The following is a 26983-nucleotide window of genomic DNA, read 5'->3' as shown; positions in this document are numbered from 1 at the left end:
GGGGTGCCGCAGGGCGCAAGGCGTCGGCGGCCCCCGATTTTAGTGACGCGTGAACAAGCCTCGCACCCGCGCTGCCGTCAGGTCAATATTTGAGCACAGCGATGGCTCTTTCATCGCGCGGCAGAGAGGCCGGAGGTCAGCGGGCGCGCAGCAGGGTCTGCGGCGCGGCGAGGGCGGCGCGGGCCGCGTGATACTCGGCCGCCCAGCCTTCGATGATGCGCGCCGCGGGCTGGGATGCGGCAGTACCGCCGATACCCTGTCCGGCGCCCCAGACATCCTTCCAGGCCTTCGCCCCCTCTAGCCCCGGCTGTGGCCGCGCCTCGCCCCCCAGCGCGTCGGGGTCCAGCCCGGCGCGGGTGATGCTGCCGCGCAGGTAATTGCCCGGAATGCCGGTGAAAAGATCGGTATAGACGATGTCCTCGGCCGCGCTCTCGACCACCATGCGCTTGTAGTCCTCAGCGGCATTGGCCTCTTCGGCGGCGATGAAGGCGCTGCCGACATAAGCCAGATCCGCGCCCATCGCCTGCGCCGCCAGGATCGACCGCCCGCCCGAGATAGCGCCCGACAGGGCCAGCGGCCCGTCGAACCAGCTGCGAATCTCCTGCACCAGGGCAAAGGGCGACAGCGTGCCGGCATGTCCGCCCGCGCCGGCGGCAACGGCGATGAGGCCGTCGGCGCCCTTCTCGATGGCCTTGCGGGCGTGCAGCGCATTGGTCACGTCGTGCAGCACCGTGCCGCCGTAGGCGTGCACCGCCTCGTTCACCTCGGGCCGCGCCCCAAGCGAGGTGATGACCAGCGGCACCTCATGCGCCACGCAGACCTCCAGATCCTGCTCAAGCCGCGCGTTCGAGCGGTGGACGATCTGGTTGACGGCGAAGGGGGCCGAGGGCGCCTCGGGGTGGGCGCGGTCGTGGGCGGCCAGCTCCTCGCGGATGCGGTGCAGCCATTCGTCCAGCAGGGCGGGGGGCCGCGCGTTCAGCGCGGGAAAGGAGCCGACGATGCCGGCCTTGCACTGCGCGATCACCAGCTCCGGCCCCGAGACGATGAACATCGGCGCGGCGACGACGGGCAGCGACAGGCGGCCTTTCAGGATCTCGATGGGCATGGGCGGTCCTCCTGCGCGAAGGCTGCCCCAGGGGCTGCCGCGCGTCCAGAACGCCGCTGCGTCGCAGTGATGCAGGAAGGACCGGATTGGAGCGGGCGATGAGATTCGAACTCACGACCCTTACCTTGGCAAGGTAATGCTCTACCCCTGAGCTACGCCCGCCTCCGTCTCCGGTGACGCAGGCTCTAGCGAAGCGCGGCGCCGCTCGCAAGGGGTGACGCGGCGGCGGGCGAGGGCGATCCGAAACGCTACGCCACAACGCGAAAGGGCCGCCCGAAGGCGGCCCTGTCAGCAAGTCCCGAACTGGAGCGGGCGATGAGATTCGAACTCACGACCCTTACCTTGGCAAGGTAATGCTCTACCCCTGAGCTACGCCCGCCTCCGTTTCGGTGCGCCGCATGTACAGCCGCGCGCCCGGGGCTGCAAGCGCTTTTTCCGCCCCTCGCGCAGCGAAATCGACCGGGCCCGCCGCCCTATTCTTCTCTTTGCAAATATCCCGGGGGAGTCGCCCGAAGGGCGACGGGGGCAGCGCCCCCCGCGCCCCCTGCCACGATCGCCGCCCTCAGCCGCTCTGGCTGCCCGGCGACCGCGCGTCAGGAGAGGGCGCCTCGCCCTGCGCGGTCTCGCCCCCTTCCGCGTTGCCGCCGCTCATCCCGGCCAGGATCTGCGTCTCGAGCTCGCGGTTCAGCTCTTTCGAGTGGCGGACATAGGCGGCGTTCTGCGCGACCGGGACGCCCGGCTGCCAGAGCTCGGCCAGCTGCTTCACCGCGTTGCGGTCGTGCCGGTAATAGGCGGCCTGCGCCTCGGCGGCATCCGCCTCGGACAGGCCCATCCGCTCCAGAACGTAGCGCCCCGCCCGCAGCGAGCTGTCGAACATCTCGCGCACGATGTCGTCGGCGCCGGCCTTGTGCAGCTGGTAGACATGCTCGCGGTCGTAGGCGCGGGCGACGATGTGCAGGTCCGGCCGCATGGAGCGGGCATGGGCGATCAGCCGCAGCGAGGCCTGCGGATCGTCCAGCGCGACCACCAGCACCTTCGCCTTCTCGAGGCCCGCCGCATGCAGGATGTCCGGCCGCGCCGGATCGCCGAAGAAGCCGCGAAAGCCGAAGCGCCGCATGGTCTCGATCATCGCCATGTCGCTGTCGAGCAGCACGGTATCGTAGCCCGCGCCCATCACCAGCCGGCTGACGACCTGGCCGAAGCGGCCGATGCCTGCGACGATGATCGGCCCCTGTCGGTCGATATGGTCCGGCTCCGGCTCTTCGGCCTCCTCGCCCTGCGAGGCGAGCCAGCCGTACAGGATGAAGAGCAGCGGCGTGATCAGCATCGACAGCGCGATCACCAGCAGCATGGTCGAGGCGTCGCCCTCCGTCAGCACCCCCTGCGCCACCGAGAAGGAGGTCAGCACGAAGCCGAACTCCCCGGCCTGCGCCAGCGCCAGCGTATAAAGCCAGCGCTCGCGGGTGCGCATGCGGAACATCCGCGCCAGCAGGTAGAGGACGGCGCCCTTGATGCCGATCACCGCCGCCGTCAGCACGGCTATCCGCAGCGGATCCTGCATCAGCACCTGGAAATCGATGCCGGCGCCCACGGTGATGAAGAACAGCCCCAGCAGCAGCCCCTTGAAGGGCTCCAGATCGCTCTCCAGCTCGTGCCGCCATTCGGAACTGGCCAGCACCACCCCGGCAAGGAAGGTCCCCAGCGCCGGCGAGAGACCGACAAGCTCCATCAGCACGGCGATGGAGACGACCATCAGCAGCCCCAGCGCGGTATAGAGCTCGCGCAGGCGGGTGTGGTGGATCCAGCGGAAGACCGGCCGCGTCAGGTAGATGCCCGCCAGCACCACGGCCAGCACAGCGCCCAGCGTGACCAGCGTGACCGCCCAGGCGGGCAGCCCCTCGATCAGGGTGCGCGCGGCCTCGACTTCCTCGCTGGCGGGACCGATCGTCTCCTCCGCGCCCTCGGGGGCGGCGGCGGGGGCGACGGCCAGCAGCGGCAGCAGCGCCAGCATCGGGATCACCGCGATGTCCTGCGTCAGCAGCACCGAGAAGACGTTGCGCCCGCCCGGCGTCTCCATCAGCCGCTTCTCGGTCAGGGTCTGCAGCACGATGGCGGTGGAGGACAGCGCGAAGATCATCCCCACCACCAGCGCCGTCTGCCAGGCCAGGCCAAAGGCCACACCGGTCCCGGCAATGGCGAGGGTCGTCAGCACGACCTGCAGCCCGCCGCCCGCGATCAGCCTGTCGCGCATCTCCCACAGCGCCTTCGGCTCGAGCTCGAGGCCGATCAGGAACAGCATCATCACGACGCCGAATTCCGCGAAATGCTGCAGGTCCTGCGTCTCGGCCCCGACGAGGCCGAGGATAGGGCCGATCACGATGCCGGCGGCGAGGTAGCCGAGGACGGAGCCAAGGCCCAGCCGCGCGGCCAGCGGCACCGCCAGAACGGCGGCGCCGAGGTAGATCATCGCCTGAAAAAGAAAGCCTTCCATGCCGCCTCATGGCACCAAGGCGCGGCCGCGGCAACATCCCCCGAGGGGCAGGCCCCTAGCCCGAGGGGATCTGCAGCAGGTAGGTGCGGCCGCGGCGGACGTAGTTCAGGGCATTGTCGCTGATCGCCGTGACCTGACCGCCATCCAGCGCATCGCCGATCGAGACGCGGACGTAGCGCCCGTTGTCCAGCCGGATCAGGGCGCGCCGCTGGTTCGGGCGGCCATAGACGCCGATCAGGTTGATGTTGCGAAGGTTGATCGCATCGACGGCGGTGGCGGTCTGCGCCGCGCCAGCGGGCGTGGTGCCCGAGGGGCGGGCCGAGGTCGCCGGCACCTGCTCGGGCTCGGGCGCGCGGCTGGCCTGCTGCTGCGGGGCCGGGGCGGGGGCAGGAGCGGGCGCGGGGGCCGCAGCGGGCGGCGGCGCGGCGGCGCGCAGCTGTTGCTGCACGAGGCTGCTGAAATCGCCGGGCCGGGTTTCCGGCACCGGCGCCCGCGGCACCGCGCGGTTGGTCGCGGTGGCGAGCGGATCGGCGCCCGAGGCAAGGATCGCGGCCAGCGTGCCCTCGACATCGGGTGCGGCTTCGTCGGCCAGATCCTCGGCCTCTTCGCTGGCGGCTTCGGCCCCGGCGTCCGGCGCGAGGCCCTCGGGGCGGCGATCGGGCCGCAGCCCGTCCCAGCTTGCCAGCGGCGCGCCGCCGTCGAGGGCGGCAAGTGCCACGCCGCCGGGGGCCGCGCCCGCGGCAGGGGCAGGCGTGCCGGGCCGGCTCGGCGGGACGAGCGGCGGAGCGCCAACGGTCACGCCGGCCTCCGCGGCCTGCTCTGCCGTCTCGCGCGGCGCGGTCTCCTCAGGCGCGGCCTCGGCAGCCTGCTCGGGCGCAAGGCCGGAGGGACGCGCGCGGGGCAGGGCCGGCGGCGCGTCAGAGGTCTGCGCTGTGGCGGTTGGGGAGGCCTCAGGTTCTGGCGCAGGGGCGGCGTCTTCCTCGGCGGCCCCCTCCTCCGGGGCGGCGGGGGCGGCCACTTGGGCGCTGCCGGGGCGTGCGGCCGGACGGGCCGGCGCAGTTGCGGGGGCCGAAGCGGCGGCCTCTTCATCACTCTGGGCGGGGCGCACCGGCGGCAGGCTGTCGGGCAGGGTCTCCAGCGCCGCGATCTGAGAGCCCTCTCCCTGCGGGGCCGGGGTGGCGCCGGCAGCCTCCATGATCGGGGCGATCTGCCGGGCCACTTCCTCGGTGAGCGCGGAGAGAACCGCGTCCTGCGAGCCCGGCTCCTGCTGCGGCTCCTGCTCGATGAAGGCCATGGACGTGCCCGTCTGCGGCAGCGCGGTCTGCGCCCCGCGCACGGCGGCCTCGTCATCCTCGCCGTCATCGCTGTCATCGGCGGCGCGGCGCGGCGCGGCGGGGGCGGCGGCGGGCGCCTCGCTGGGCGCGGGCGCCTGCACCCGCCCATCCTCGGGACGGGCGGGGGGCGCGGGAATCGGCGCCTCGGTTCCGGGGCGGGTCGGCGGCACCACGTCGGGGCTGCCGGCATAGACGACGATGCCGTCCGGGATCACCGTGCCGGCCTCGGTCGCGCGGATGAAGCCCTGCGCGTCGCGGTCGAAGACGGTTCCGGCGGGCGGCGGATCGAGCTGGCGCATCAGGCGCGGGTCGGGCGTGGTGCCTAGCCCGGTTCTGGGCCGGGCCGGCGCCTCGGGCAGGTCCAGCGGCTGCGGCTGCGCCGCGGCGGGGGCGCCGACAGCCTCGTCCCGCGGCATGACGGGCAGGCGCGGCGCGCGCGGCCAGACACCGGTCGCGGCATAGACGCGCTCTGCCTCGTCGGGCGAGACGGGGGTGCCGCGGGGCGGGGCCGGCACGGCGGCGGGCTCCAGCGCCTCGGCGGCTTCTGCTTCGGCAGCCTCGGTGTCGGTCCCCTCTGCCGCGGCCTCCGCGTCGCGCGATTGCGCGGCGGCGCTGTCCACGGCCTCGGCCACGGCGGCAGCCGTCGCGGCATCGATCTGCGGCGCCGGGGCGGTCTCTGCCTCGGCTGAGGGTTGCGGCGGCGCCTGCGGGGCCAGCGCCAGCTCGGACGCCGGCGCTTCGGGGGTGTCCTCACCCGCCGGCTCGGCGGGGGCAGAGGCGGTGCGCGAGGGCGCGCTCTCCTGCCCCTGAAACCAGGCGCGCGGATCGCCGCCCGGCGCCCCGACAAAAGCGGCGACCAGCAGCATGGCAAGCAGCAGAACGGCGGTCAGCACCAGCGCCAGAAGGCGCGGCCTGCGGCGCAGCGTGGCGACGGCGCCATTCCCGTCGTCCTCGGGGTCCCGCAAGACAGCGGGATCGGCGCTGGTGGCGCGGCGCAGCCGCTCGAGGACCTGCGGCGCGATGCCGGGGGCCGCCTGCGGTGCGGCGGGCGCGGGATCTGCGGGGGCGAGGTCGTCGATCGTTTCGACGGGCGCGGTCGCAGGAGCCTCTGGCGCGGTCGCGGGGCGGGCCGCCGAATCGCGGGGCGCGGCAGGCGCCAAGGGCTCTGCCACGGGGGCGGTGAAGCCGGCATGTCGCTTCTGCAGCGATTCGACAGCGCCCTGCAGCTGCTCGGGCGCCAGAACCGGCGCGAGGGAGACTGCCGCCCCCTCCTGCGTCTCGCGGCGGGGAAGGGCCGCGCCGGCAGGGGCCTTCGCGGCCTTCTGCCGCTCCACGGGGCGGGGCGGCGTCTGGACCGCGGGGGTCGGGCTGGCTTCGTCCCGCGCGCCTGCGCCGCTCTTGCGAGAGGCGAAGACGGCCTCTTTGCCAGTATCGGCGGCGGGGCTTGGCGGCGTGCGGGTCGCCTCGGGCGGCATGACCGGACCGCCCTTGCCACCCGCGTCATCGGCGCGCGGGGCGGCGGGGGGCCGGCTTTCGCCGCTGGGCGTGGAAGCGCGCGGCATGGGGGCGGCAACGGGGGGCGCGTCGGGCGGCATCGCCGGCCCCGTGCCCTTGGGGCGGGCCGGGGTCTGCACAGCGCTGTCCTCTTCTTTGGTATCGGGGAGCGTCGCTTGCGCCGCATCCTGCCGCGCCTCGGGTTCTGCCACGGCAGGCGCTGTCGCGGCAGGCGCGGCGGCCCGGGCCGGGGCGCGGCGGCGCGGCGCGACTGGCCGGGCCTCCGCCTCGACCGTCTCGCCGGGGGCGAGCAGTGTCTCGGCGGCGGCGCTCGGGCCGAAGAAGGCCTCTCCGTCGAAGCGGTCGTCGGGCTCGCCGGCGAAGGCCACGGGGCCGAAGCGATGGGCGGCGGCGAAAGCCTCGGCCTCGTCCAGCGTCTCCTGCGCGACGGCGGCGACGCAGCAGCGCCCGCCGCTGCGGCTGACGGCATAGCGCAGATCGGCCAGAGCATAGGGCGTCGATCCGTCGAGCGCGGTGCGCACCGCGTCCTCGCCGGCATCCTGCGGCAGCTCGAGATAGCGGATCTGGTCCGCCGGGATCAGCACGCGCGTGCGCAGCGCCCCGCCCGACAGGCCGAGCGCATTGCTGCGCAGGTGCGCGAGAGCGGCGGACAGATCGGGTGCATCCAGCCCGACCTCGCCAATTTCTGTCCATCCGCCGGCGCCGCGATGAAGCAGCCGGACGGCCCCGTCGGTAAACGACATGGCGAAGTTCGGTTTCATGACCGAAGCCTTAGCATCGAATGAACCCGCCCCCAATATCGCGCGGAGGCCGGATTCGCCTAAAGCAGTTTCCCGCGCAATCAATTGACCGTGCATCGGCCCGCCCTTGTCTGGCGGCGCGCCGAGGGTCACTTCTTGCGCAAGTCACGTAATGGGAGACCCGCCAATGACCCACCCGCTTCGCCCTGTCGGCCTTGCCGCCGCCCTCTCCGCCGCCGCCTTCGGCCTTGCCGGGCCCGCCGCCGCGCAGGACCGCGCGCCGCACCAGATCATCGTCATGGGCGAGGGCGAGGCCACCGCGAAGCCGGACCGCGCCACCGTCACCCTCGGCGTCGAGGCCGAGGCCGCGACGCCGCGCGAGGCCAGCGACATGATGAGCGAGGCCGCCGCCCGCGTCATCGACCGGCTGGTCGAAAGCGGCATTCCGCGGGCGGCAATCCAGACCGGCCAGCTCACGCTAGACCAGCAGTACGGCGAAGAGCCCTCGGACGAGCGGCCCTTCCTCGCCGGCACCATGCTGACCGTCCGCGTCACCGACCTCGACAGCCTCGGCGAGGTGCTGAACGCCGCGATCACCGATGGCGCCAACCGGCTGCAGGGCGTCGACTTCGGCATCGAGGACGACTCGGTCCTGCGCGAGGAGGCCCGCCGCGATGCGGTTGCCGACGCGCGGGAGCGGGCCGAGGTGCTGGCCGATGCGGCGGGCGTGTCGCTGGGGGATATCCTCCAGATCTCGGAAACCGGATCGGGCAGGCCGCGGCCGATGCAGCGCGGCGATGCGATGATGGTCGCCGAGGCGGCGCTACCGGTCGCGCCGGGCGACCTGACCGTATCGCAGTTGGTCGAGATCGTCTGGGAAATCGACGAGGGCGACGAGGACGAGACGGAGGTGGGCGATCAGGACTGATGCGCCGCATCCCGCAGGCCGGCGCGAGCGAAATTCGCCGCGCCGCCACCCTGCGGCTGCGCGATCACGCTGAAGGATCCGTCGCTTTCCAGCACCACCGCCGCGACCCGCTGCGGGTCGGGCGTGGTGCTGGACCGTATCACGGTCATCAGCTCTGCCTCTGTGACGCGGGCGCGGCGCATGGCAGCGTGGCAGGGCGTGCCGCCGCGCATCATCAGCGTCGGCTCCGACCGCACGAGCCCGGCGAAGCGGTGCGACCTGACCGAGGCAAAGGCCACGCCGTATTGCAGCGCGATGAGCGTTGCGAAGGCTGTCAGGCCCTCGGCGAGGGCGACGTCCTCGGACAGCAGGATCGTGGCGAGGGTCGAGCCGAGCGCCACCGTCACCACCAGATCGAAGGCATTGAGCTTGGCCAGCGTCCGCTTGCCCGAGGCGCGCAGCAGCACGATCAGCGCGACGTAGGCCAGCGTCCCCACGAGCACGGTGCGCAGAACGCCCTGCCAGCCCTGAAACAGCATCTCCGGGATCATTCTGCTCTCCATTTAATGGGACACGGCCTATCGTCGGCAGGCGCGCCGTTATACTTCATCGCCGCGCGCAGACCGTCCCGGTGCTGATCTAGCGCAGGGCCTCGAGCGCGGCGTCGCAGCTTGCCTCGGCCCTGCGGCAGGTCTCGGCGCAGAGGCGGCAATGGGCGTAGACGGCGGCATGGCGCTCGCAGTCGGCCTGGCAGGAAATCGCGGCCTGCTGCGCCGCGCCGATCGCGGCCATCAGCACCTCGCGGTTGTCGCCGGTGTGACGGCTCGCCAGTTTCGACAGCGCGCAGAACAGGTCCGAACAGTCGAGCGCCCGTCAGATGCAACCGCGCAGATCGGCGACGGCCTCTTCGGCGGTGCAGGCATCGGCGCAGGCGGTGCAGGCCTGAGAGCAATCATGCGCCGCCTCGACGAGTGTCAGCAGGGCTTCGGCGGCGGGACTGCCCTCTCGCGGATGGGCGAGCAGCATTTCCTGAATCAGCATCTCGTGGTCCTTCCGTCGCCACCGGGTCAGCGGCCGTCCCATCCGGTCAACCGCGAAAAAGCCTGCCCGTTCCGCTATCTGTGCGGTAATGACCAAAGCGTCATCGCTTGACCGCATCGCGGGGCAGGCATAGCCCGGACCCCATCGACCGGGCCGCGATGATGCGCGGTCGCTCCGCCCCGAGGTTCGCCATTCCCGCCGACAGTCCCCATCCCCGGCCCGCGGCCCCGGGCCCTGCCCAAAGGGGGCTGCGCTGGGCCGGGCTGATCGCCCTTGCCGCCCTCGCGGCGGGCGGGCTCGAGCGGGCGGGCCTTCCTGCGGCGCTGCTGTTGGGGCCGATGCTGGTCGCCATCGGCTTCGGCCTCGGCGGCGCGAAGCTGGCAATTCCCCGGCCGCTCTTCTCGCTGTGCCAGGCGCTGGTCGGCTGCATGATCGCGCAATCGCTCTCGCTGTCGGTGCTGCAGGAGGTGGGGCGCGACTGGCCGATCTTCGCGCTCGGCGTGACCTCGGTCATCGCGGCGGGCTTCGCCTCGGGCTGGGTGCTCGCGCGGCTGGAGGTGTTGCCGGGATCGACGGCGATCTGGGGCTCTGCCCCCGGCGCGGCCAGCGCCATGGTGCTGATGTGCGGCGATTTCGGCGCCGACATGCGCCTCGTCGCCTTCATGCAATATACCCGCGTGCTGATCGTCGCGCTGCTGGCGGCGCTGGTCGCGCATCTGGCGACCGGCGGGGCGGGGCAGGGCGCGGAGGCAGTGGATTGGCTGGCGGTGCCGGACTGGCCGGGGCTTGCCGCGACGCTGGCGCTGGCGCTGGGCTCCGTCCTGCTGGGCCGGTGGCTGCCGATCCCCGGCGCCGCGCTGCTGCTGCCGCTGATCGGCGGCGCGGTGCTGGAAGGGACGGGGGTGATCGAGATCGTGCTGCCGCAGCCGCTTCTGGCGCTGGCCTATGCCTGCGTCGGCATCGGCGTCGGCCTGCGCTTTGACCGGGCGGTGACCGGCCATGCGCTGCGGGCGCTGCCGCGCATCCTCGCAGCCATCGCCTGCCTCGTCGCGCTTTGCGGGCTGATGGCCGGGGCGCTGGTGGTCTTTGCCGGGATCGACCCGCTCAGCGCCTATCTCGCGACCAGTCCGGGCGGGGCCGATACCGTGGCGATCATCGCCAGCGCCACGGATGTCGATGTCGCCTTCGTCATGGCGATGCAGATGGCGCGGTTCCTGCTGATCCTGATCACCGGGCCGACGCTGGCGCGCATGGTGGCGCGGCGCTTCGGCAGCTAGGTCGGTCGAAAAAGGGGGGGGATGGTGGGCGACCCTGGAATCGAACCAGGCGTGGGTCTCCCCGGCGGAGTTACAGTCCGCTGCCGCACCTTGCAGCTCGTCGCCCGCGCTGTGCAGGGGCAATCCCCTGCGGCGCGACGGGGGTGATACGCGGGGGTCGGGCAGAGGTCAACTCTCAATCCGCGGGCCGCTGGCTTGGCGTGGCGGCAGGCAGGACGAGGGGGCTTGAACGCGGCGCCGCCGCAGCGCAGGGAGGGGGCATGAAGAAACCGGATTGGGTCATCGCCAAGGAACAGGCAAAGCGCGCGGCTGCGGCCGAGACGCTCTGGCTCTTTGGTATCCACGCGGTGCGCGACGCGCTGCTGAACCCGCGCCGCACGCGGCTGCGGCTGGTCGTCACGCTGAACGCCGCCGACCGGCTGGCCGAGGCCATTGCCGCCAGCGGCATGACGGCCGAGACCGCCGATGCGCGCAAGTTCCCGGTGCCGCTCGATCCTGGATCGGTGCACCAGGGCGCCGCGCTCGAGGTGCGGCCGCTGGACTGGGGCAGCCTCGAGGAGGTCGCCGCGGGACAGGGGGACGACGGCGCGCGCAGCGGGCCGCCGCGCCTCGTGCTGCTGGACCGGGTGACCGATCCGCATAACGTCGGCGCCATCCTGCGCTCGGCCGAGGTCTTCGGCGCCCGCGCGGTGATCGGTGTGCAGCGCCATGCCGCGCCCGAGACCGGCGCCCTGGCCAAGACCGCCAGCGGCGCGCTGGAGCGGCAGCCCTACCTGCGGGTCAAGAACCTCAATGCCGCGATCAAGACCCTGCAAGAGGCCGGCTGGCTGGTGCTGGGCCTTGCCGGCGAGGCCGAGGAGGGCATCGAAGCCGCGGTCGAGGGGCGGCGGGACAGGCCGATCGCGCTGGTCCTGGGCGCCGAGGGGCCTGGCCTGCGCGAAGGCACCCGCGCCTCCTGCGATGCGCTGGTGCGGATCGATGCGGCGGGGGGCTTCGGTTCGCTGAACGTGTCGAACGCGGCGGCGGTCGCACTTTACGCCGCCCGGGGTTAGGCGCCGTTTACGCGGCGTTCACGCTTTGCTGAGAGGGTCTAAGACGGAACCGGATCGTCCCCATCTGGTTCCGTGGAAGCAGTCGTCTGGAACATGTCTGCTTCATCAACTGTCCCTCGTTCCACACCTTTCACGCCCGGGCCTTCGTGTCCGGGCTTTTTTTGTGTGTAGGGGGCGCCGCGCGGGGTCAGCGCGCGGCCTTCTCCTCGATGCCGGAGGTGCCGGCGCGGCGCGCCAGCTCGGCCTCGATATCGGCGAGAGTGACATCCCGGGCGGCACACATCACGAGAAGGTGATAAAGCACATCCGCCGCCTCAGAGGTCAGCCGCGCCCGGTCGCCCTTCACCGCCTCGATCACGGCTTCGATGGCCTCTTCGCCGAATTTCTCGGCGCATTTCTCGGGGCCCTTGGCGAGCAGGCGCGCGGTCCAGCTGCCGTCAGGGTCGGCGCTGCGGCGCGCCTCGACGGCGCGGGCAAGGTCATGCAGGCTCATGCCGCGGTCCCCGCGACCCCTGCCGCATCGCGCATCGGGATGCCGTAGGCGGCCATATGCGCCTTGGCCTGCGGGATCGAATAGGTGCCGAAGTGGAAGATCGACGCTGCCAATACCGCCGAGGCGCCGCCAAGAGCCGCGCCTTCGACCAGGTGATCCAGCGTGCCGACCCCGCCCGAGGCGATGACCGGCACCTCGACCGCGTCCGAGATGGCGCGGGTCAGCAGCAGGTCGAAGCCGCTTTTCGTCCCGTCGCGGTCCATCGAGGTCAGCAAGAGCTCTCCGGCGCCCTTGGCGGCCATGGTGCGGGCGAACTCGACCGCGTCGATGCCGGTCTCGCGCCGCCCGCCATGGGTGAAGATCTCCCACCGGCCCGGCGCGACGGAGCGGGCGTCGATGGCGACCACGATGCATTGCGCGCCGAAGCGCATCGCCGCCTCGGTCACCACGTCCGGGTTGGCCACGGCGGCGGAATTGATGCTGACCTTGTCGGCGCCGGCCAGCAGCAGCGCGCGCACGTCCGCCACGCTGCGCACACCGCCCCCCACCGTGAGCGGCATGAAGCAGGTCTCGGCGGTGCGGGTGACGAGGTCGATCAGCGTGCCGCGATTCTCGTGGCTGGCGTTGATGTCGAGGAAGCACAGCTCGTCCGCGCCGGCGGCGTCATAGGCGCGCGCCGCCTCGACCGGGTCGCCGGCATCGACGAGCTGGGTGAAGTTGACGCCCTTGACGACGCGGCCGTCCGCGACGTCGAGGCAGGGGATGATCCGGGTCTTCAGCATGGCGCCGCTTTACCCGCTGTCGCGGCGCTGTGCCAGACGGAAGCTGCGGGCGCGCTACTCTGCGGCGGGCAGGGCGGCGAGGGCGGGGCCGGCCTGCGGCTCCTCCGCGCCGACCTCATCGTCGCCCGCGCAGACGACCCGGTCGCGCCCCGCGCGTTTCGCGGCATAAAGCGCGACATCCGCCGCCCGAAGCAGCTCGCTCGGGGTGGTGCCATGCTCGGGCAGGGCGGCGACGCCGATCGAGACGCTGATCCGCGGCAGCGTGCGGTCGGCATAGCGCACCGCCAGCCCGCCGATCTCCTGCCGCAGCGTCTCGGCGCGGGCGGCGGCCTCTTCGAGGCTGGCGCCGGGCAGGACCATGACGAACTCCTCGCCGCCGGGACGGCAGGCCGCCTCGTCGCCATCGGTGGCCGCCTCCATGGCCGCGCCGACATGGCGCAGGACGATGTCGCCGGCATCGTGCCCGTGGGTGTCGTTGAAGCGCTTGAAATGATCGACGTCGAGCGAGAGCAGCGAGAGGGCGGTGCCGGTGCGGCGCGCACGCTCGGTCTGGCTGCGCAGCACCTCGCCCAGGTGGCGGCGGTTGTAGAGGCCGGTCAGCGGATCGCGGATCGCCCTGTCGTGCAGCGCGTCGCGCATGCGCACATTGGCCAGCGCCATGCTCAGATGCTCGGCGCAGAGCTGGGCCTTCTGGCGCGTCTCGCGGAACTGCGCCTCGGTCGCCTCGGCCAAAGGATGGGCATGCAGCAGGCCCAGCGTCTCGCCATGGGCGAGGACGGGCAGGCAGAAGGCCGGGCTGTCCTCGTCTGCCTCGCGGCTGTCGCCGCCGCCGTCGTGATCGCAGCGAAAGCTGATCTCGTTGGCGCCGTAGACATAGGGGTGGCCGCGGCGCAGGGCCCAGCAATCGTCGGGGCGGATATGCTCGTGGTGCTGGCTGCCGTTCCAGCTGGCCACGCCGTCCAGCACGTCGCGGCTGTTGGAATAGACATACAGGCTGCCCCGCGTGCCCGGCAGCAGCAGCGGCATCACGCGGGCGATCATGCCGTAGAGCTCGTCGAGCGAGCGGCAGGATTGCAGCCAGCTGCTGAGTTCGGCCATCAGGCTGACCTCGCGCGAGAGGGTGACCTGCGTGTCGCGCAGCGCCCGCTCGTCTGCGGCGCGCTGGCGCAGCAGGGCGACCTCGGCCCGGCTGGATTTCTGCATCAGGGCCGCGAGGGCGATCAGCATCGCCATGCCGCTGGCCGTCAGCACGCCGAGTCCGAGGCGAATCTGGCCGATGATCAGCTGCCGCAGCTCGGTGATGTCGCTGTAGAACTCGATCGCGCCGACAACCACGCCGCCCTCGAAGACGGGCACGTAGATCTCGGCGATCTGGCGCAGCCCGCCGTGACCGGCCGCCGCTTCCGAGGCGCCGGCATAGGCTGTGCCGGTGCCGAAATAATCGCCGCCCTGCATCACCACGGTCCGGAAGTAATCCTCGACCGTACTGCGGCCGATGTCCGAGGGCCGGGTCGACCAGAAGATGGTGCCCTGGTTGGTGAACAGCTTGTAGCGGTAGATGTCGGACAGGGCGGTGATCTGCGACAGGCGCTCGTGCTCGCGCGCAGAGAGGCGGCCCGCCTCGAAGGTCGCTGCGCCGCCGTCCAGCAGCTCGATGACCTCCGCGCGCCAGACATGGGCGTCGTGCACGGTCTTGCTGCCGATGATCCGCATCGCCAGCGGGGTCGGCAGGGCCACCGTCGCCGCGATGCCGCCGCCCACCAGCAGCAGCGCGGTCAGCAGAAGCAGCGGCAGGCCGCGCCTTGCGCGCCGGTCCCTGCGCCGCAGCCAGGGCTTTCGCCCGGCCTCGTTCACCTGAGTCATCGCCGCTCTCCCCGCTTCGGGGGCGTTATGACGGATCGGGGCTGAGGGCAGGTTAACGGCCCTGCGAAGAATTGCGAACATTGCTGGAACACGGCTTTTCCTCCCGCGGCGGAGAGGTTAGGATTGCGCGCATGAGCAGCTATGATGAAAGCGACGCCTTCGGCGCGGCCGCCGTGCCGCTGTCGCGCCGTGCCATGGGCGCGGACCCCAAGGCGCATGCACCCTACCTCGACACGCTGAACCCGGCGCAGCGCGAGGCGGTCGAGACGCTGGACGGCCCGGTGCTGATGCTGGCCGGCGCCGGCACCGGCAAGACCAAGGCGCTGACCACCCGCATCGCCCATCTGATGACGACCGGCCGGGCCCGCCCGAACGAGATCCTGGCCGTCACCTTCACCAACAAGGCCGCGCGCGAGATGCGCAACCGCCTTGGCGCCCTGATGGGCGAGGCGGTCGAGGGGATGCCATGGCTCGGCACCTTTCACGCCATCTGCGTCAAGCTGCTGCGCCGCCACGCCGAGCTGGTCGGGCTGAAGACCAATTTCACCATCCTCGACACCGACGACCAGATCCGCCTGCTCAAGCAGCTGGTCGCCGTTGAGGACATGGACGACAAGCGCTGGCCGGCGCGGATGCTGGCCGGCATCATCGACGGCTGGAAGAACCGCGCCCTGACGCCGGATGCGATCCCCACCGCCGATGCACAGGCCTTCGACGGCCGCGGCGTGCGCCTCTACGCCGCCTACCAGGCCCGCCTGCGCGAGTTGAACGCCGCCGATTTCGGCGACCTGCTGCTGCACATGCTGACGATCTTCACCCAGAACGAGGACGTTCTGGCGCAGTACCGCCGCTGGTTCCGCTACATCATGGTCGACGAGTACCAGGATACCAACGTCGCGCAGTACCTCTGGCTGCGGCTGCTGGCGGGCGGGCACAAGAACATCTGCTGCGTCGGCGACGACGACCAGTCGATCTACGGCTGGCGCGGCGCCGAGGTGGGCAACATCCTGCGCTTCGAGCAGGACTTCGAGGGCGCCAAGGTCATCCGGCTGGAGCAGAACTACCGCTCCACCCCGCATATCCTTGCCGCCGCCTCGGGGTTGATCGACGCCAACAAGGGGCGGCTGGGCAAGACGCTCTGGACCGAGGCGGAAGAGGGCGAGAAGCTGCGCCTGATCGGCCATTGGGACGGCGACGAGGAGGCGCGCTGGATCGGCGAGGAGGTCGAGGCGCTGCAGCGCGGCACCCGCGGCCTCGATCCGGTCAGCCTCGACGACATGGCGATCCTCGTGCGTGCATCGCACCAGATGCGCGCCTTCGAGGACCGCTTCCTGACCATCGGCCTGCCCTACCGCGTGATCGGCGGCCCGCGCTTCTACGAGCGGCTCGAGATCCGCGATGCCATGGCCTATTTCCGGCTGGCAGTCAGCCTGGACGACGATCTCGCCTTCGAGCGGGTGGTGAACACGCCCAAGCGCGGCCTTGGCGACAAGGCGGTGCAGACGATCCAGCGCACGGCCCGCGCCAATGGCGTCAGCCTGGTGGAGGGCGCGCGGCTGGCGGTGCAGACAAAGCTTCTGTCCGGCAAGGGCCTCAAGGAGCTGGGCATCCTCGTCGATGCGCTGGACCGCTGGCACGGGCAGGTCCGCTCCGAGGCCGATACCCATGTCGAGCTGGCCGAGATGATCCTCGACGAGAGCGGCTACACCGCGATGTGGCAGAACGACAAGACGCCCGAGGCGCCGGGCCGGCTCGAGAACCTCAAGGAGCTGGTCAAGGCGCTGGAGAACTTCGAGAACCTTCAGGGCTTTCTCGAGCATGTCGCGCTGATCATGGACAATGAATCCTCGGATGCCGAGGCCAAGGTCTCGATCATGACGCTGCATGCGGCCAAGGGGCTGGAGTTTCCGGTCGTCTTCCTGCCGGGCTGGGAGGACGGGCTTTTTCCCTCGCAACGCGCGATGGACGAGAGCGGGCTCAAGGGCCTCGAGGAGGAGCGGCGGCTGGCCTATGTCGGCATCACCCGGGCCGAGCGGCTGGCCACGGTCTCCTTCGCCGCGAACCGCCGGGTCTACGGGCAATGGCAGAGCCAGCTGCCCTCGCGCTTCATCGACGAGCTGCCCGAGGATCACGTGGAGGTGCTGACGCCGCCGGGGCTGTACGGCGGCGCCTATGGCGCGGCGGGCATGGCGGCCAGCGCCTCGCCCGCCATCGCGGGGGCGGCGACATCGGACCTGCACGACCGGGCGGGACGGGCGGATGTCTACAACTCCCCCGGCTGGAAGCGGCTGCAGAGCCGCTCGCAGGGCGCGCGCGGGCTGGCGCAGCCGGTCGAGGCGCGCGGTCTGACCATCGATGCCACCGCTGTCTCGAGCTTTACCGAAGGGGACCGGGTGTTCCACAAGAAGTTCGGCTATGGCCTGGTGTCCGGGATCGAGGGCGACAAGCTGAAGGTCGATTTCGAGAAGGCTGGCACCAAGCATATCGTCGCCCGCTTCGTCGTGGCGGCGGATGCGGCGGACGATGTGCCCTTCTGAGGCGCGGGCGGTGGCCGGGGCAGGGGGGGCAGCCCCCCGCCGGCCTGCGGCCGCCTCCCCCCGGAGTATTTTTCGGAAACATGAAGAGGGGCGCGGGTGCTGAGCGCGGCCTCCGCCGGCTTTGCGCTGGGGCTGAGCCTGATCCTGGCGATCGGGGCGCAGAATGCCTTCGTGCTGCGGCAGGGGCTGCGCGGGGCGCATGTCTTCGCCGTCTGCCTGTGCTGCGCGCTCTCGGACGCGGTCCTGATCGCCGGCGGCGTCGGCGGCATGGGCGCGCTGGTCGAGGCGCTGCCCTGGCTGGCCGCGGCGATGCGCTGGGGCGGGGCGGCCTTCCTGCTGGTCTACGGGGCGCGCAGCTTTCGCGCGGCCTGGCGCGGCGGCGCGGCGCTGGAGGTGGCGGGCGCGGCGGAGCAGGGGCTGGGCGCGGCGCTGGGCACCTGCCTGGCGCTGACCTGGCTGAACCCGCATGTCTACCTCGATACCGTGGTTCTGCTGGGCAGCGTCGCCGCCCGCTGGGAGGGGGCGCGGCTGGCCTTCGGCGCCGGCGCGGTCACGGCAAGCTTCGTGTTCTTCTTCTCGCTGGGCTACGGCGCGGCGCTGCTGCCGCCGCTTTTCGCGCGTCCCTTGGCCTGGCGGGTTCTGGACGCGGTGATCGGGGTGGTGATGTGGGCCATCGCGCTGCGGCTGGTGCTGGAGTAGCGGGGCCCTTGCGCCCGGCCCCGCGGCGCGCTCTACCCCGCGCATGAGCCGAGCCGCAGCTTCCCCATCCGCCGTACCCCGCAGCCCCGTCGCCGGGATCCTCTGGATGGTGCTGTCGGGCCTGATGTTCGTCGGCATGAACGCCGTGGTAAAGCACGTCGGCACCGCGCTGCCGACGGCGCAGACAGGCTTCCTGCGCTTTGCCTTCGGCTTGATATTTGTCGCGCCGGCCTTCGGCGCGCTGCGCCGGGCGCGGATCACGCCGCGGCTCTGGCGGCTGATCGCCTGGCGCGGGGCAGTGCACAGCGTGGCGGTGCTTCTTTGGTTCTATGCGATGGCGCGGATCCCTCTGGGGGACGTCATGGCGATCAACTACCTCAACCCCATCGGGGTGACGGTCGGCGCGGCGTTCCTGCTGCGCGAGGCGCTGCCGCCCCGGCGCCTGGCGGCCGTGGGGGTGGCGCTGCTGGGGGCGCTGGTGGTGCTGCGACCGGGGCTGCGGGAGATCGAGCCGGGGCACTTCGCGATGCTGGGCACCGCGCTGGGCCTCGCCTCGGGCTACCTGATCGCCAAGAGCCTGACGGCCGAGATCGCGCCCGCCGTGGTGGTGGCGCTGCTGACGGTGACCGTGTCGATCTGCCTCGCGCCCTTCGCCATCTCGGTCTGGGTGCCGCCGAGCGGGGTGGAACTGGGCTGGATGGCCCTGGCCGCCTTCTTCGCCACGGGCGGGCATTACGCGATGACGCGCGCCTTCGCCGTGGCGCCGCTGACGGTGACGCAGCCGGTGACCTTCCTGAACCTCGTCTGGGCCGTGGCGCTGGGGGCCGTCCTCTTCGGCGAGGCGGTCGATCCCTTCGTGCTGCTGGGCGGGGGCATGATCATCGCCGCGATCAGCTTCATCACCTGGCGCGAGGCGCGGGCGAAGCGGGTGGTCACGCCGCCGGTGCAGGCCACCAAGGGCTAGGACATGAAAAGGGCCGCGCCATGCAGGCGCGGCCCTGGGGTCATTGATGGGGCTGGACGTTACAGCCCGTGGCCGGCCCAGGGGCCGTGGTGGATGTCCTTGCCGTCCAGCCGGTCGAAGCCATGGGCGCCGAAGTAGTCGCGCTGGGCCTGGATCATGTTGGCGGTGCCGCGGGCGGTGCGCATCGCGTCGAAGTAGGCGAGGCCAGAGGCCAGTGCCGGCACCGGGATACCGGCCATCGCCGCCTGCGCCACGAGGGTGCGCAGCGCATGCTCGCCGTCCACCAGGAACTTCGAGAAGTAGGGCGCCATCATCAGGTTGCGGTCCGGATCCTCGGCCAGCGCCTCGGCCATGTCGTCGAGCATGGCGGAGCGGATGATGCAGCCCTCGCGCCAGATCTTGGCGATCTCGGGCAGCGGCAGGTCCCAGCCGTAGTCGCGCCCGGCGGCCGAGATCATGCCGAAGCCCTGATCGTAGCACAGCACCTTGCCGGCGATCAGCGCGGCCTGCAGCGTTGGCAGGTCGAGCGCGCCCTCGGGCAGGGGCCGGGGGCCGGGGCCGAACAGCGCCTCGCCCGCGGCGCGGTCCGCGACCTTGGCCGAGAGGTTGCGCGCCTGCACGGCGGCCTCGATCGCGGGGACGGGGGCGCCGAGGTGCTGCGCCTCGATCGCGGTCCAGCGGCCGGTGCCTTTCTGGCCGGCGGCATCGAGGATCACGTCGAGCGCGGGCTTGCCGGTCTCGGGGTCGGTGGCGCGGGCCACCTCGGCCGAGATCTCGATCAGGTAAGAGCGCAGCGGGCTTTCGACCCAGCCCTCGAAGACCTCGGCGATCTCGCCGGCGCCCATGCCCATGCCGTCGCGCATCAGGCCGTACACCTCGGCGATCATCTGCATGTCGGCATATTCGATGCCGTTGTGGACGGCCTTCACGAAGTGGCCGGCACCCTCGGGGCCGACGAGGGCGGCGCAGGGCTCGCCTTCGTGCTTGGCGGCGACGGCGGTCATCACCTCTTCCACGCGGGCCCAGTCCTCAGGGCGGCCGCCGGCCATGATGGCGGGGCCGTGGCGGGCGCCTTCTTCGCCGCCCGAGATCCCCATGCCGAGGAAGTTGACGCCGCCGGCCTCGCGCGCGCGGCGGTTGGTGTCGTGGAAGTTGGCGTTGCCCATGTCGATGATCATGTCGCCATCGTCGAGCAGCGGGGTCAGCGCGGCGATCTGCTGGTCGACGGCCTCGCCGGCGGGGATCAGCAGGATGATCGCGCGCGGCGGCTGGATCGCGGCGACCAGCTCCTCGTGGGTCATGCAGGGCACGATCTTGTCGGCAAGCTCACCGGCGCGCTCGGGGAAGGCGCGGGTGACGGCCTCGTCGATGTTCCAGACCGCGATCGGGAAACCTTCCTCCGCGATGTTGAGGGTTAGCGCACCGCCCATGGTGCCAAGGCCGATCAGGCCGATCCGTGCGGGGGCGTCGGTCATGTCCCGTCTCCGTATTCATTCGTCTACAGCCGCATACGCGCCCGGCGCGGCTGCGGCAACCTCGGGGGTTGCCCCCCCTTGCATGGCACGAAAGGATGAGGCCGGGTTCCGATGTGGCAAGGGGGGAGTGGTCGATGACGGCTCAGGAGGGCGCTGCAGGCGCGCGGATCGTGATCATGGGTGTCTCTGGCAGCGGCAAATCCGCCGCCGGCAGCGGCTTGGCCGAGGCACTGGGCGGGCGGTTCGTCGACGGAGACGACCTGCACCCCGAGGCGAATGTCGCCAAGATGAGCCGCGGCGAGGCGCTGACCGATGCCGACCGCTGGCCCTGGCTCGCGCTGGTGGCCGAGGTGCTGCGGGAGAGCCCGCCGCCTGTCGTCGTGGCCTGTTCGGCGCTGAAGCGCGCCTACCGCGACCGCATCCGCGAAGAGGCGGGCTGCGAGCTGCAGTTCCTGCTGCTGGACGGGCCGGCCGATCTGCTTGCTGCGCGGCTGGCGGGGCGGCACGGGCACTTCATGCCGACGAGCCTGCTGCAAAGCCAGCTCGACACGCTGGAGCGGCCCGAGGACGAGGCCGATGCCGCCATCGTCAGCATCGCGCCGCCGCTCGATGTCGTGACCAGGGATCTGGCCTCTGCCGTGCGCGGGCTGAGCGCCACGCGGGCCTAGGGCGCCGCGCCTGCGCCCGCCGTGCGCACCAGCTCGCTGCGGCAGATCAGGCTTTCTTCCGGCAGGTCAATCTCGGGGACCGGCTGCTCGGCCAGCTGCCAGGCCTCTTCGGCGGGCAGCCCCAGCAACCGCAGGAGGGCGGCGATGAAGTGCCGCCGCTCGCTGCGGTCGCCGTCCTGCATCCGCTGCAGAAGCGCGATGGTGCTGCCGCCGACGACATCGACCATCATCTGCGCGGGCATCGGGATGAAGCGGCCCGTGGCGAAGCCGTCCTGAAGCAGCATCTGCACCGCGTCGTGCAGCACGCTGCCGGGGCCGCGGGTGCGGTGGCCGATGCGGGCCGTGAACTCGAGAAACAGGGGATAGTGCAGCGCCGCCTCGGTAAAGAGGGTCACGGCCGTGGCGACCCGCACCGCCGGATCACGCACCTCCTGCATATTGGCCTTCACGAGGGAGAGGATCTCTGCCCCCAAGGCCTGCTGCACGGCGGCGAGCACCTCCTCGATGGAGCGGAAGTAGTTGTAGAAGGTCCCGCGCGAGACCTCGGCCCGGGTGATCACGTCGTCGATGACCGTGCGGTCCGGCCCCTGCTCGGCCAGCACGAGGATCGCCGCCTCGATCAGCCGCGCCTGGGTGCGGGCGCGGCGGCTGCCGTCCTTGGGCGGCGCGGCGCAGGGGCAGTCCGTCATGCCCGCGTCTCGTCGGGCGAGGGCGGGCGCACCCGGAAGACCGCGCAGTAGAGCGCCGGGGCGAAGAGCAGGGTGATCAGCGTGCCGGCGATGATGCCGCCCATCATCGCATAGGCCATCGGCCCCCAGAAGACCTGGCGCGAGATCGGGATCAGCGCGAGCGAGGCCGCCGCCGCCGTCAGCAGGATCGGTCGGGCGCGGCTGTCCGTCCCTTCGAAGACCGCCTCCCAGCGGCTGCGACCGGCCTTTCGCAGGTTCTCGATCTCGTGGATCAGGATGATCGAGTTCCGGATCAGGATGCCGACGAGCGCCAGCACCCCGAGGATCGCGACGAAGCCCAGCGGCGCGCCCGAGCCCAGAAGCGCCGCCACCACGCCGATCAGCCCCAGCGGCGCCACCGCCATGACGATGAAGAGCAGGCGGAAGCTTTGCATCTGCATCATCACCAGCGTCAGCATGATGAAGATCATGATCGGCACGATGGCCACGATGGGTTCCTGGCTCTCGCCGCTGGTCTCGACGCTGCCGCCGATCTCGATCCGGTAGCCGTCCGGCAGCTCTGCCGCGAAGGCGTCGATGGCGGGGGTCAGCGCGGCGACCACGGTCGCGGGCTGATCGGCGGTGGCGATCGCGGCCGAGACGGTGATCGTCGGCGTCCGGTCACGCTGCCGGATCACCGGCTGCTCGGTCGTGTAGTCCAGCGTCGCGATGGACGACAATGGGATCGTCGCGCCCTGCGAGCTGGCGAACTGTAGGTTCTGCAGCGCACGAAGGGTGGTGCGATCCTCGTCCGCGCCGCGGACCGAGACGTCGATCAGCCGGTCGCCCTCGCGCAGCTGGGTGACGGTGCTGCCCTCGAAGAGGCTGGAGAGCACGTTGGCGACATCGGTCTGCGCCAGCCCGAGCTGCCGCATCCGGGCCTGGTCCAGCTCGACCCGCACGACGCGGCTGGGCTCGTTCCAGTCCAGCGCGATCAGGTCGAGCCGCGGGTCCTGCGCCATGACGGCGGCAAGCTCGCGCCCCTCGTCGCGCAGCACGGCATAGTCCGGCCCGGTCAGACGGTATTGCACCGGCTTGCCGACCGGCGGGCCGAGGGCGACGGTCTTGGGCAGGTATTCGACCCCCGGGCGATCCCGGCCATAGGCGGCGATCTTGTCGACCAGCGCGTCGCGGGCGGGGAGGTCGCGGGTCATCACGATGACCTGGGCGACGTTCGGCCCGGCGGTGGGCGCGTCCAGCGTCAGGATGAAGCGCGGCGCCGCGCTGCCGATGTAGGAGGACCAGAAGTCGACCTCCTCCTGCTCGGCGAGGAAGGCGTCGAAGCGGGCGATCTCCTCGTCGGTGGCGTTGAAGCTGGCGTTCTGCGGCAGGGTGACGTCGACGATCACCTCGGAGCGGTCAGAGGTCGGGAAGAACTGCTGCTCGACCCGGCCCATGCCCAGGATCGACACCGCGAAGAGGGCGACGGTGACGGCGATGGTGATCCACTTGAACCGCATCGCAAGGCGCAGCAGGCGGTGAAAGCCGCGGCGCATCCGGCCGGGGGCGGGATCGTGGTTGGCCATGGACTTCGACAGGAAGGTCGCGCCCAGCACCGGCGCGAAGAGCACCGCGACGATCCAGCTGAGCACCAGCGAGATGGCGATCACGTAGAAGAGGGTGATGGTATATTCGCCCGCCTGGCTGGCGTTCAGCCCGATCGGGATGAAGCCGGCGACGGTCACCAGCGTGCCGGTCAGCATCGGGAAGGCGATCGAGGTCCAGGCGTAGGAGGCGGCCTTGGTCAGCGACTCGCCGATCTCCAGCCGCGAGATCATCGTCTCGATGGCGATCATCGCATCATCGACCAGCAGCCCCAGCGAGATGATCAGTGCCCCGAGCGAGATGCGCTGCAGCGTGATGCCCATCACCTCGAGGATCACGAAGGTGATCGCCAGCACCAACGGGATGGTCAGGCTGACGACGAAGCCCGCGCGCATGCCGAGGCTGACGAAGCTGACGGCGAGCACGATGGCCACCGCCTCGACCAGCGCGCGGACGAAATGCCCGATGGAGTGATCCACCACCTCGGGTTGGTCGGCAGAGCGGTGCACCTCGATCCCGACGGGCAGCTCGGTGATGACGCGGTCCATCACCGCATCGATCTCCTCGCCGAACTCGAGGATATTGCCGCCCTCGCGCATGCCGATGGTCAGCGCCACGGCCGGGGCGCCGTTGTAGCGCACCAGCGCATCGGGCGGATCGGCATAGGTGGCGGTCACATCGGCCACGTCAGAGAGCGTGAAGAAGGTCCCGTTCGAGCGCAGCGGGGCCTCGGCCAGGGCCTCGGCGCTGTCGAACTGGCCGCTGACGCGGATCAGCACCTGCTCCTCGCCGGTGCGGATGGTGCCCGAGGGGACGATCTGGTTCTGCGCCGCCAGCACGTTCAGCACCGATTGCGCATCGAGGCCGATGGCGGCGAGCCGCCGGGCCGAGAATTCGACGTAGACGACCTGGTCGCGGGTGCCCATCAGCTCGACCTTGCCGGCCATGTCCAGCCGCTGGATCTCGTCGCGCACGTCCTCGACGTAGTCCTCGAGCGCCTCGGGCGGATAGCCGTCGGCGGTGAAGGCGAAGATATTGCCGAAGACGTCGCCGTAGTCGTCGTTGAAGGCGAAGCCGGCGAACTCCTGCGGAAACTCGCCGCGGATATCGGCCATCATCTCGCGCACGCGCAGCCATGTCTGCTCGATCTCGGCGCTGCCCACATCAGTGGTCAGATCGACATAGACCACGGCCTGGCCGGGGTAGGTGACCGAGCGGGTCATGTCGAGGCCGTCCAGCTCCTGCAGCTTGCGCTCGATCCGGTCGGTGACCTGCACCACCGTCTCCTCCGCCGTGGCGCCGGGCATGGCGGCCGAGACGACCATGGTGCGGATCGTGAAGGAGGGGTCCTCCTCCCGGCCCAGCGAGAGGTAGCTGAGGCTGCCGGCGATCATCGCCACGATCATCAGGAACCACATGAAGGACCGGTGCCCGAGGGCCCAGTCCGAGAGGTTGAAGCCCTTCATTGCTGCACGCGCTCCCCGACTTCCTGGCCGTCTTCAAGGCTGTGCACACCGCGCAGCACGATCTCGTCGCCGGGCTCGAGGCCGGCGCTGATGGTCACGGCCTGCGCGAGGCGCCGGCCGATGGTGACGGGGACGGCCTCGACATGGCGCGCCCCCCCGGTTTCTGTCACGCGCCAGACGAAGGGCGCATCCTCGGTCCCGGCGATTGCGCTGGCGGGCAGCACGATCAGCGCACCGCCGCCCGAGGCATAGCTCGCGGTCACCAGGCTGCCGACGCGGTAGTCGGCGGGCGGATCGATCAGCCGCAGCCGCAGCCGCCGCGTCTCGATGCCGCTCTGCGCCACGGGCTCGATCAGGCGCAGGTGCGCCTCTACGGGGGCCACGTCCTTGGCGTGATGCGAGACGGTGAAGGTCATGCCCGGCTCCAGCAGGTCGGCGATCTCGGTCGGCACGTCGATCGCCGCCTCGCGCCCGTCGCTGTCGGCGATGTCGAGGATCGGCATGCCGGGCGAGACGAGCGTGCCGACCTCTGCCTCGACCGAGAGGACGATGGCGGCGCGCGGCGCGGTGAGCGTGCCGAAGCGGGCGGCATCCCGCGCCCGGTCGAGGTCGGCCTGCGCGCTGCGCAGCTGCGCGGCACTGGAATCGCGGCCTGCCTCGGCCTGCTCCAGCGCCTGCTGCGTGCTTACCCCGCGCTCCGAAAGCTGCTGCGTGCGCCCGAACTGCTGCTGCGCCAGATCGGCCTGCGCCTGCGCCGCCCGAAGCGAGGCCTCGGCGGCCGAGACATCCTGCTCGAGCGTGACCTGATCGAGGCTGGCCAATTCCTGCCCCTCCTCGATCCGCTCTCCCTCCTCGACCTCCAGCGTGGCGAGGCGGCCGGTCGTGCGGAATGCCAGCATCGATTCGTTCTGCCCCTCGACGACGCCGGGATAGCGGCGCTGCCGGGCGGCGTCCTGCGTGATGATCTCGGTCACCACGGGGCGGGGGGCCGCGGCGGTCAGCGTGTCGCCCTCGACGCTGCCATGGGGATCCTCGGCGGCCTCCTGCGCGGCGGCGGCCAGCGGCAGGGCGGCCAGCAACAGGGCGATGAACGGGGCCGTGCGTCTCATTCCTGGTCCTCCTGCGAGGCTAGGGGCGTCACTTCGCGGCCGGGGAACAGGAACTGCCCACCTTCGGCCACCACTTGCGTGCCGTCTGCCAGCCCCTCGGTCACGCCGATATCCGCATCGGTGAACCGGCCGAGCGTCACCTGCGTCAGCTGGACGCGCATCGTCTCGGGATCGACGGTCCAGACCGCCGGGCCGTCCGCATCGGCGGTCAGTGCGCTCCAGGGCACGGTCACCAGCTGCTCGGAGGGCAGCGGGACCCGCCCGGTGATCAGCGTGCCGATGGTGGGCGCGGGATCGACGTCCTCGGGGATCGCGGCCCGCACCGCCACCGTCCCAGAGGCATCGACGACGGGCGAGACCTCGGTCACCGCGGCGGTGAAGCTCTCGCGCCCCTCGGGGGTCAGCTCGGCCTCGGTGCCGCGCATCTCGGCCAACCCGGCCACGTCCGGCGCCTGGAATACCGCCTCGAGGCGGCCCTCGCTGGCGACCTGCGCGACCTGCGCGCCGGCGCCCACGACCTCTCCGGGATCGACGCTGCGCTCGAGCACGGTGACCGCCTCGGGCGCCCGCAGCACCGTGTCCTCCACCGCCTGCTCGGCGATCTCGAGCTGCGCCTGCGCCCCGTCCCGGGCCGAGCGGGCCGAGACGAAGGCCTCGAGCGCATTGTCGAGATCCGATTGCGTGCCGGTACCCCGGTCCAGCAGACCCTGCGCGCGATCGCGCTCCTGCTCCGCCTGACGCAGCCGCGCCTCCGCGGCGCCGAGCGCGGCGCGGGACGCCGCGGCCTGCGCCTCGGCGCTGGCGGGATCGACGCGGGCGATCACGCCGCCCGCCGGCACATGATCGCCGGTCTCGACCTCGACCTGCGTCACCTGGCCGCCGCTGCGGAAGGCCAGCGGATAGGCATTGGCGGCCTCGACCGTGCCGACGATGGTCACCATGGTCGCGACCGGCTGGCGCTGGGCGGTGACGATGCGAACGGCGAAGGCCTCCTGCGCCGCCAGTGGCCCGGCGAGACCCGCCAGAAGGCACAGGATCGGCGCGATGCCGCGGGGGCGGCGCGGGGCAGGGACCATGCGTGGGGCTCCTTCGATGCGGCGGGTCCGTCCCACCATGGACGCCGAAAATGACAGAAGTGTCAATTAGGCGCTGCGGCGGCTGATGGCAAGATATCAACGGGCTGCAACAGGCA

General features: G+C 71.5%; 19 protein-coding genes, 3 tRNA genes and 1 pseudogene. 7 read left to right on the top strand and 16 right to left on the bottom strand.

Annotated elements, in window-relative coordinates; genetic code table 11:
- Positions 1 to 136 precede the first annotated feature (136 nt).
- The 5 genes from DFP88_RS12520 to DFP88_RS12500 form a co-directional block, all read right to left on the bottom strand.
- A complete protein-coding gene (locus DFP88_RS12520) occupies positions 137 to 1105 on the bottom strand; it encodes an NAD(P)H-dependent flavin oxidoreductase (protein WP_110815036.1) in 969 nt (322 codons plus the stop codon).
- An 87-nt stretch (positions 1106 to 1192) separates the two neighbouring features.
- A tRNA-Gly gene (locus tag DFP88_RS12515) sits at positions 1193 to 1267 on the bottom strand.
- Between the two features lie 142 nt (positions 1268 to 1409).
- Positions 1410 to 1484: transfer RNA gene (locus tag DFP88_RS12510), tRNA-Gly, on the bottom strand.
- A 183-nt stretch (positions 1485 to 1667) separates the two neighbouring features.
- On the bottom strand, positions 1668 to 3596 hold the full coding sequence (locus DFP88_RS12505) for a monovalent cation:proton antiporter-2 (CPA2) family protein (RefSeq protein WP_110815035.1): 1929 nt from the start codon (positions 3594 to 3596) through the stop codon (positions 1668 to 1670).
- A 55-nt stretch (positions 3597 to 3651) separates the two neighbouring features.
- Positions 3652 to 7206 carry a hypothetical protein gene (locus tag DFP88_RS12500; RefSeq protein ID WP_110815034.1) on the bottom strand — a complete coding sequence of 1185 codons (3555 nt, stop codon included), beginning with the start codon at positions 7204 to 7206 and terminating at the stop codon, positions 3652 to 3654.
- A gap of 166 nt (positions 7207 to 7372) precedes the next feature.
- Here DFP88_RS12500 and DFP88_RS12495 point away from each other — a divergent pair, with 166 nt between their 5' ends.
- Positions 7373 to 8113, top strand: a complete 741-nt coding sequence (locus DFP88_RS12495; protein ID WP_110815033.1) for an SIMPL domain-containing protein — start codon at positions 7373 to 7375, stop codon at positions 8111 to 8113.
- Here DFP88_RS12495 and DFP88_RS12490 read toward each other — a convergent pair.
- Positions 8104 to 8643 (bottom strand): DUF421 domain-containing protein, encoded by a 540-nt coding sequence (locus DFP88_RS12490; RefSeq protein ID WP_110815032.1) that lies wholly within the window; start codon positions 8641 to 8643, stop codon positions 8104 to 8106. The two genes, DFP88_RS12495 and DFP88_RS12490, sit on opposite strands and share 10 nt — an antisense overlap.
- 88 nt (positions 8644 to 8731) lie before the next feature.
- A pseudogene (locus tag DFP88_RS17585) lies at positions 8732 to 9118 on the bottom strand (four-helix bundle copper-binding protein).
- A 176-nt stretch (positions 9119 to 9294) separates the two neighbouring features.
- On the opposite strand from DFP88_RS17585, the gene DFP88_RS12485 reads away from it, so the two are divergent.
- Entirely contained in the window at positions 9295 to 10410 is a 1116-nt protein-coding gene (locus tag DFP88_RS12485) for an AbrB family transcriptional regulator (protein WP_110815243.1), read from the top strand.
- Between the two features lie 22 nt (positions 10411 to 10432).
- On the opposite strand, the gene DFP88_RS17060 is transcribed toward DFP88_RS12485, so the two are convergent.
- A tRNA-Tyr gene (locus DFP88_RS17060) sits at positions 10433 to 10516 on the bottom strand.
- Positions 10517 to 10670: 154 nt separating this feature from the next.
- Here DFP88_RS17060 and rlmB point away from each other — a divergent pair.
- Positions 10671 to 11462, top strand: coding sequence for a 23S rRNA (guanosine(2251)-2'-O)-methyltransferase RlmB (gene rlmB / locus DFP88_RS12480; protein WP_110815031.1), 792 nt, complete (start codon positions 10671 to 10673; stop codon positions 11460 to 11462).
- Between the two features lie 187 nt (positions 11463 to 11649).
- Here rlmB and DFP88_RS12475 read toward each other — a convergent pair whose 3' ends face one another.
- The 3 genes from DFP88_RS12475 to DFP88_RS12465 are packed head-to-tail and all read right to left on the bottom strand — an operon-like array spanning position 11650 to position 14600.
- A complete protein-coding gene (locus DFP88_RS12475) occupies positions 11650 to 11955 on the bottom strand; it encodes a phosphoribosyl-ATP diphosphatase (RefSeq protein WP_110815030.1) in 306 nt (101 codons plus the stop codon).
- A complete protein-coding gene (gene hisF, locus DFP88_RS12470) occupies positions 11952 to 12737 on the bottom strand; it encodes an imidazole glycerol phosphate synthase subunit HisF (protein ID WP_110815029.1) in 786 nt (261 codons plus the stop codon). Before hisF ends, DFP88_RS12475 begins: the two co-directional genes overlap by 4 nt.
- Before the next feature lie 54 nt (positions 12738 to 12791).
- Positions 12792 to 14600, bottom strand: coding sequence for a sensor domain-containing diguanylate cyclase (locus DFP88_RS12465; RefSeq protein WP_110815028.1), 1809 nt, complete (start codon positions 14598 to 14600; stop codon positions 12792 to 12794).
- A 131-nt stretch (positions 14601 to 14731) separates the two neighbouring features.
- On the opposite strand from DFP88_RS12465, the gene DFP88_RS12460 reads away from it, so the two are divergent.
- From DFP88_RS12460 to DFP88_RS12450, 3 genes are all read left to right on the top strand, one after another.
- The gene (locus DFP88_RS12460; RefSeq protein WP_110815027.1) at positions 14732 to 17137 is read left to right on the top strand and encodes an ATP-dependent helicase; all 2406 of its coding nucleotides are present in this window, start codon (positions 14732 to 14734) and stop codon (positions 17135 to 17137) included.
- A 99-nt stretch (positions 17138 to 17236) separates the two neighbouring features.
- Positions 17237 to 17836, top strand: a complete 600-nt coding sequence (locus DFP88_RS12455) for a LysE/ArgO family amino acid transporter (protein WP_110815242.1) — start codon at positions 17237 to 17239, stop codon at positions 17834 to 17836.
- 43 nt (positions 17837 to 17879) lie between these two features.
- Positions 17880 to 18800 (top strand): DMT family transporter, encoded by a 921-nt coding sequence (locus tag DFP88_RS12450; protein WP_245904809.1) that lies wholly within the window; start codon positions 17880 to 17882, stop codon positions 18798 to 18800.
- Between the two features lie 59 nt (positions 18801 to 18859).
- Here DFP88_RS12450 and gndA read toward each other — a convergent pair whose 3' ends face one another.
- Positions 18860 to 20275: an NADP-dependent phosphogluconate dehydrogenase gene (gene gndA, locus DFP88_RS12445; RefSeq protein WP_110815025.1), complete on the bottom strand. Its 1416-nt coding sequence runs from the start codon at positions 20273 to 20275 to the stop codon at positions 18860 to 18862.
- Between the two features lie 134 nt (positions 20276 to 20409).
- On the opposite strand from gndA, the gene DFP88_RS12440 reads away from it, so the two are divergent.
- Positions 20410 to 20943, top strand: a complete 534-nt coding sequence (locus DFP88_RS12440) for a gluconokinase (protein WP_110815023.1) — start codon at positions 20410 to 20412, stop codon at positions 20941 to 20943.
- Here the strand turns inward: DFP88_RS12440 and DFP88_RS12435 are convergent.
- From DFP88_RS12435 to DFP88_RS12420, 4 genes are read right to left on the bottom strand one after another with little or no spacing between them, the layout of a single operon-like run.
- On the bottom strand, positions 20940 to 21632 hold the full coding sequence (locus DFP88_RS12435) for a TetR/AcrR family transcriptional regulator (protein WP_110815021.1): 693 nt from the start codon (positions 21630 to 21632) through the stop codon (positions 20940 to 20942). The genes DFP88_RS12440 and DFP88_RS12435 overlap by 4 nt on opposite strands.
- Entirely contained in the window at positions 21629 to 24682 is a 3054-nt protein-coding gene (locus DFP88_RS12430) for an efflux RND transporter permease subunit (RefSeq protein ID WP_110815019.1), read from the bottom strand. Before DFP88_RS12430 ends, DFP88_RS12435 begins: the two co-directional genes overlap by 4 nt.
- Entirely contained in the window at positions 24679 to 25791 is a 1113-nt protein-coding gene (locus DFP88_RS12425) for an efflux RND transporter periplasmic adaptor subunit (RefSeq protein WP_110815017.1), read from the bottom strand. The genes DFP88_RS12430 and DFP88_RS12425 overlap by 4 nt, the downstream gene beginning before the upstream one ends.
- Positions 25788 to 26867, bottom strand: coding sequence for an efflux RND transporter periplasmic adaptor subunit (locus tag DFP88_RS12420; protein WP_181418636.1), 1080 nt, complete (start codon positions 26865 to 26867; stop codon positions 25788 to 25790). The genes DFP88_RS12425 and DFP88_RS12420 overlap by 4 nt, the downstream gene beginning before the upstream one ends.
- Positions 26868 to 26983 lie beyond the last annotated feature (116 nt).

Origin of the sequence: Pseudoroseicyclus aestuarii (assembly GCF_003217255.1) — a bacterium.
Classification (GTDB): Bacteria; Pseudomonadota; Alphaproteobacteria; order Rhodobacterales; family Rhodobacteraceae; genus Pseudoroseicyclus; species Pseudoroseicyclus aestuarii.
The sequence above is the reverse complement of the archived record's forward strand: the minus strand, read 5'-3'. Positions and strand labels throughout refer to the sequence as shown.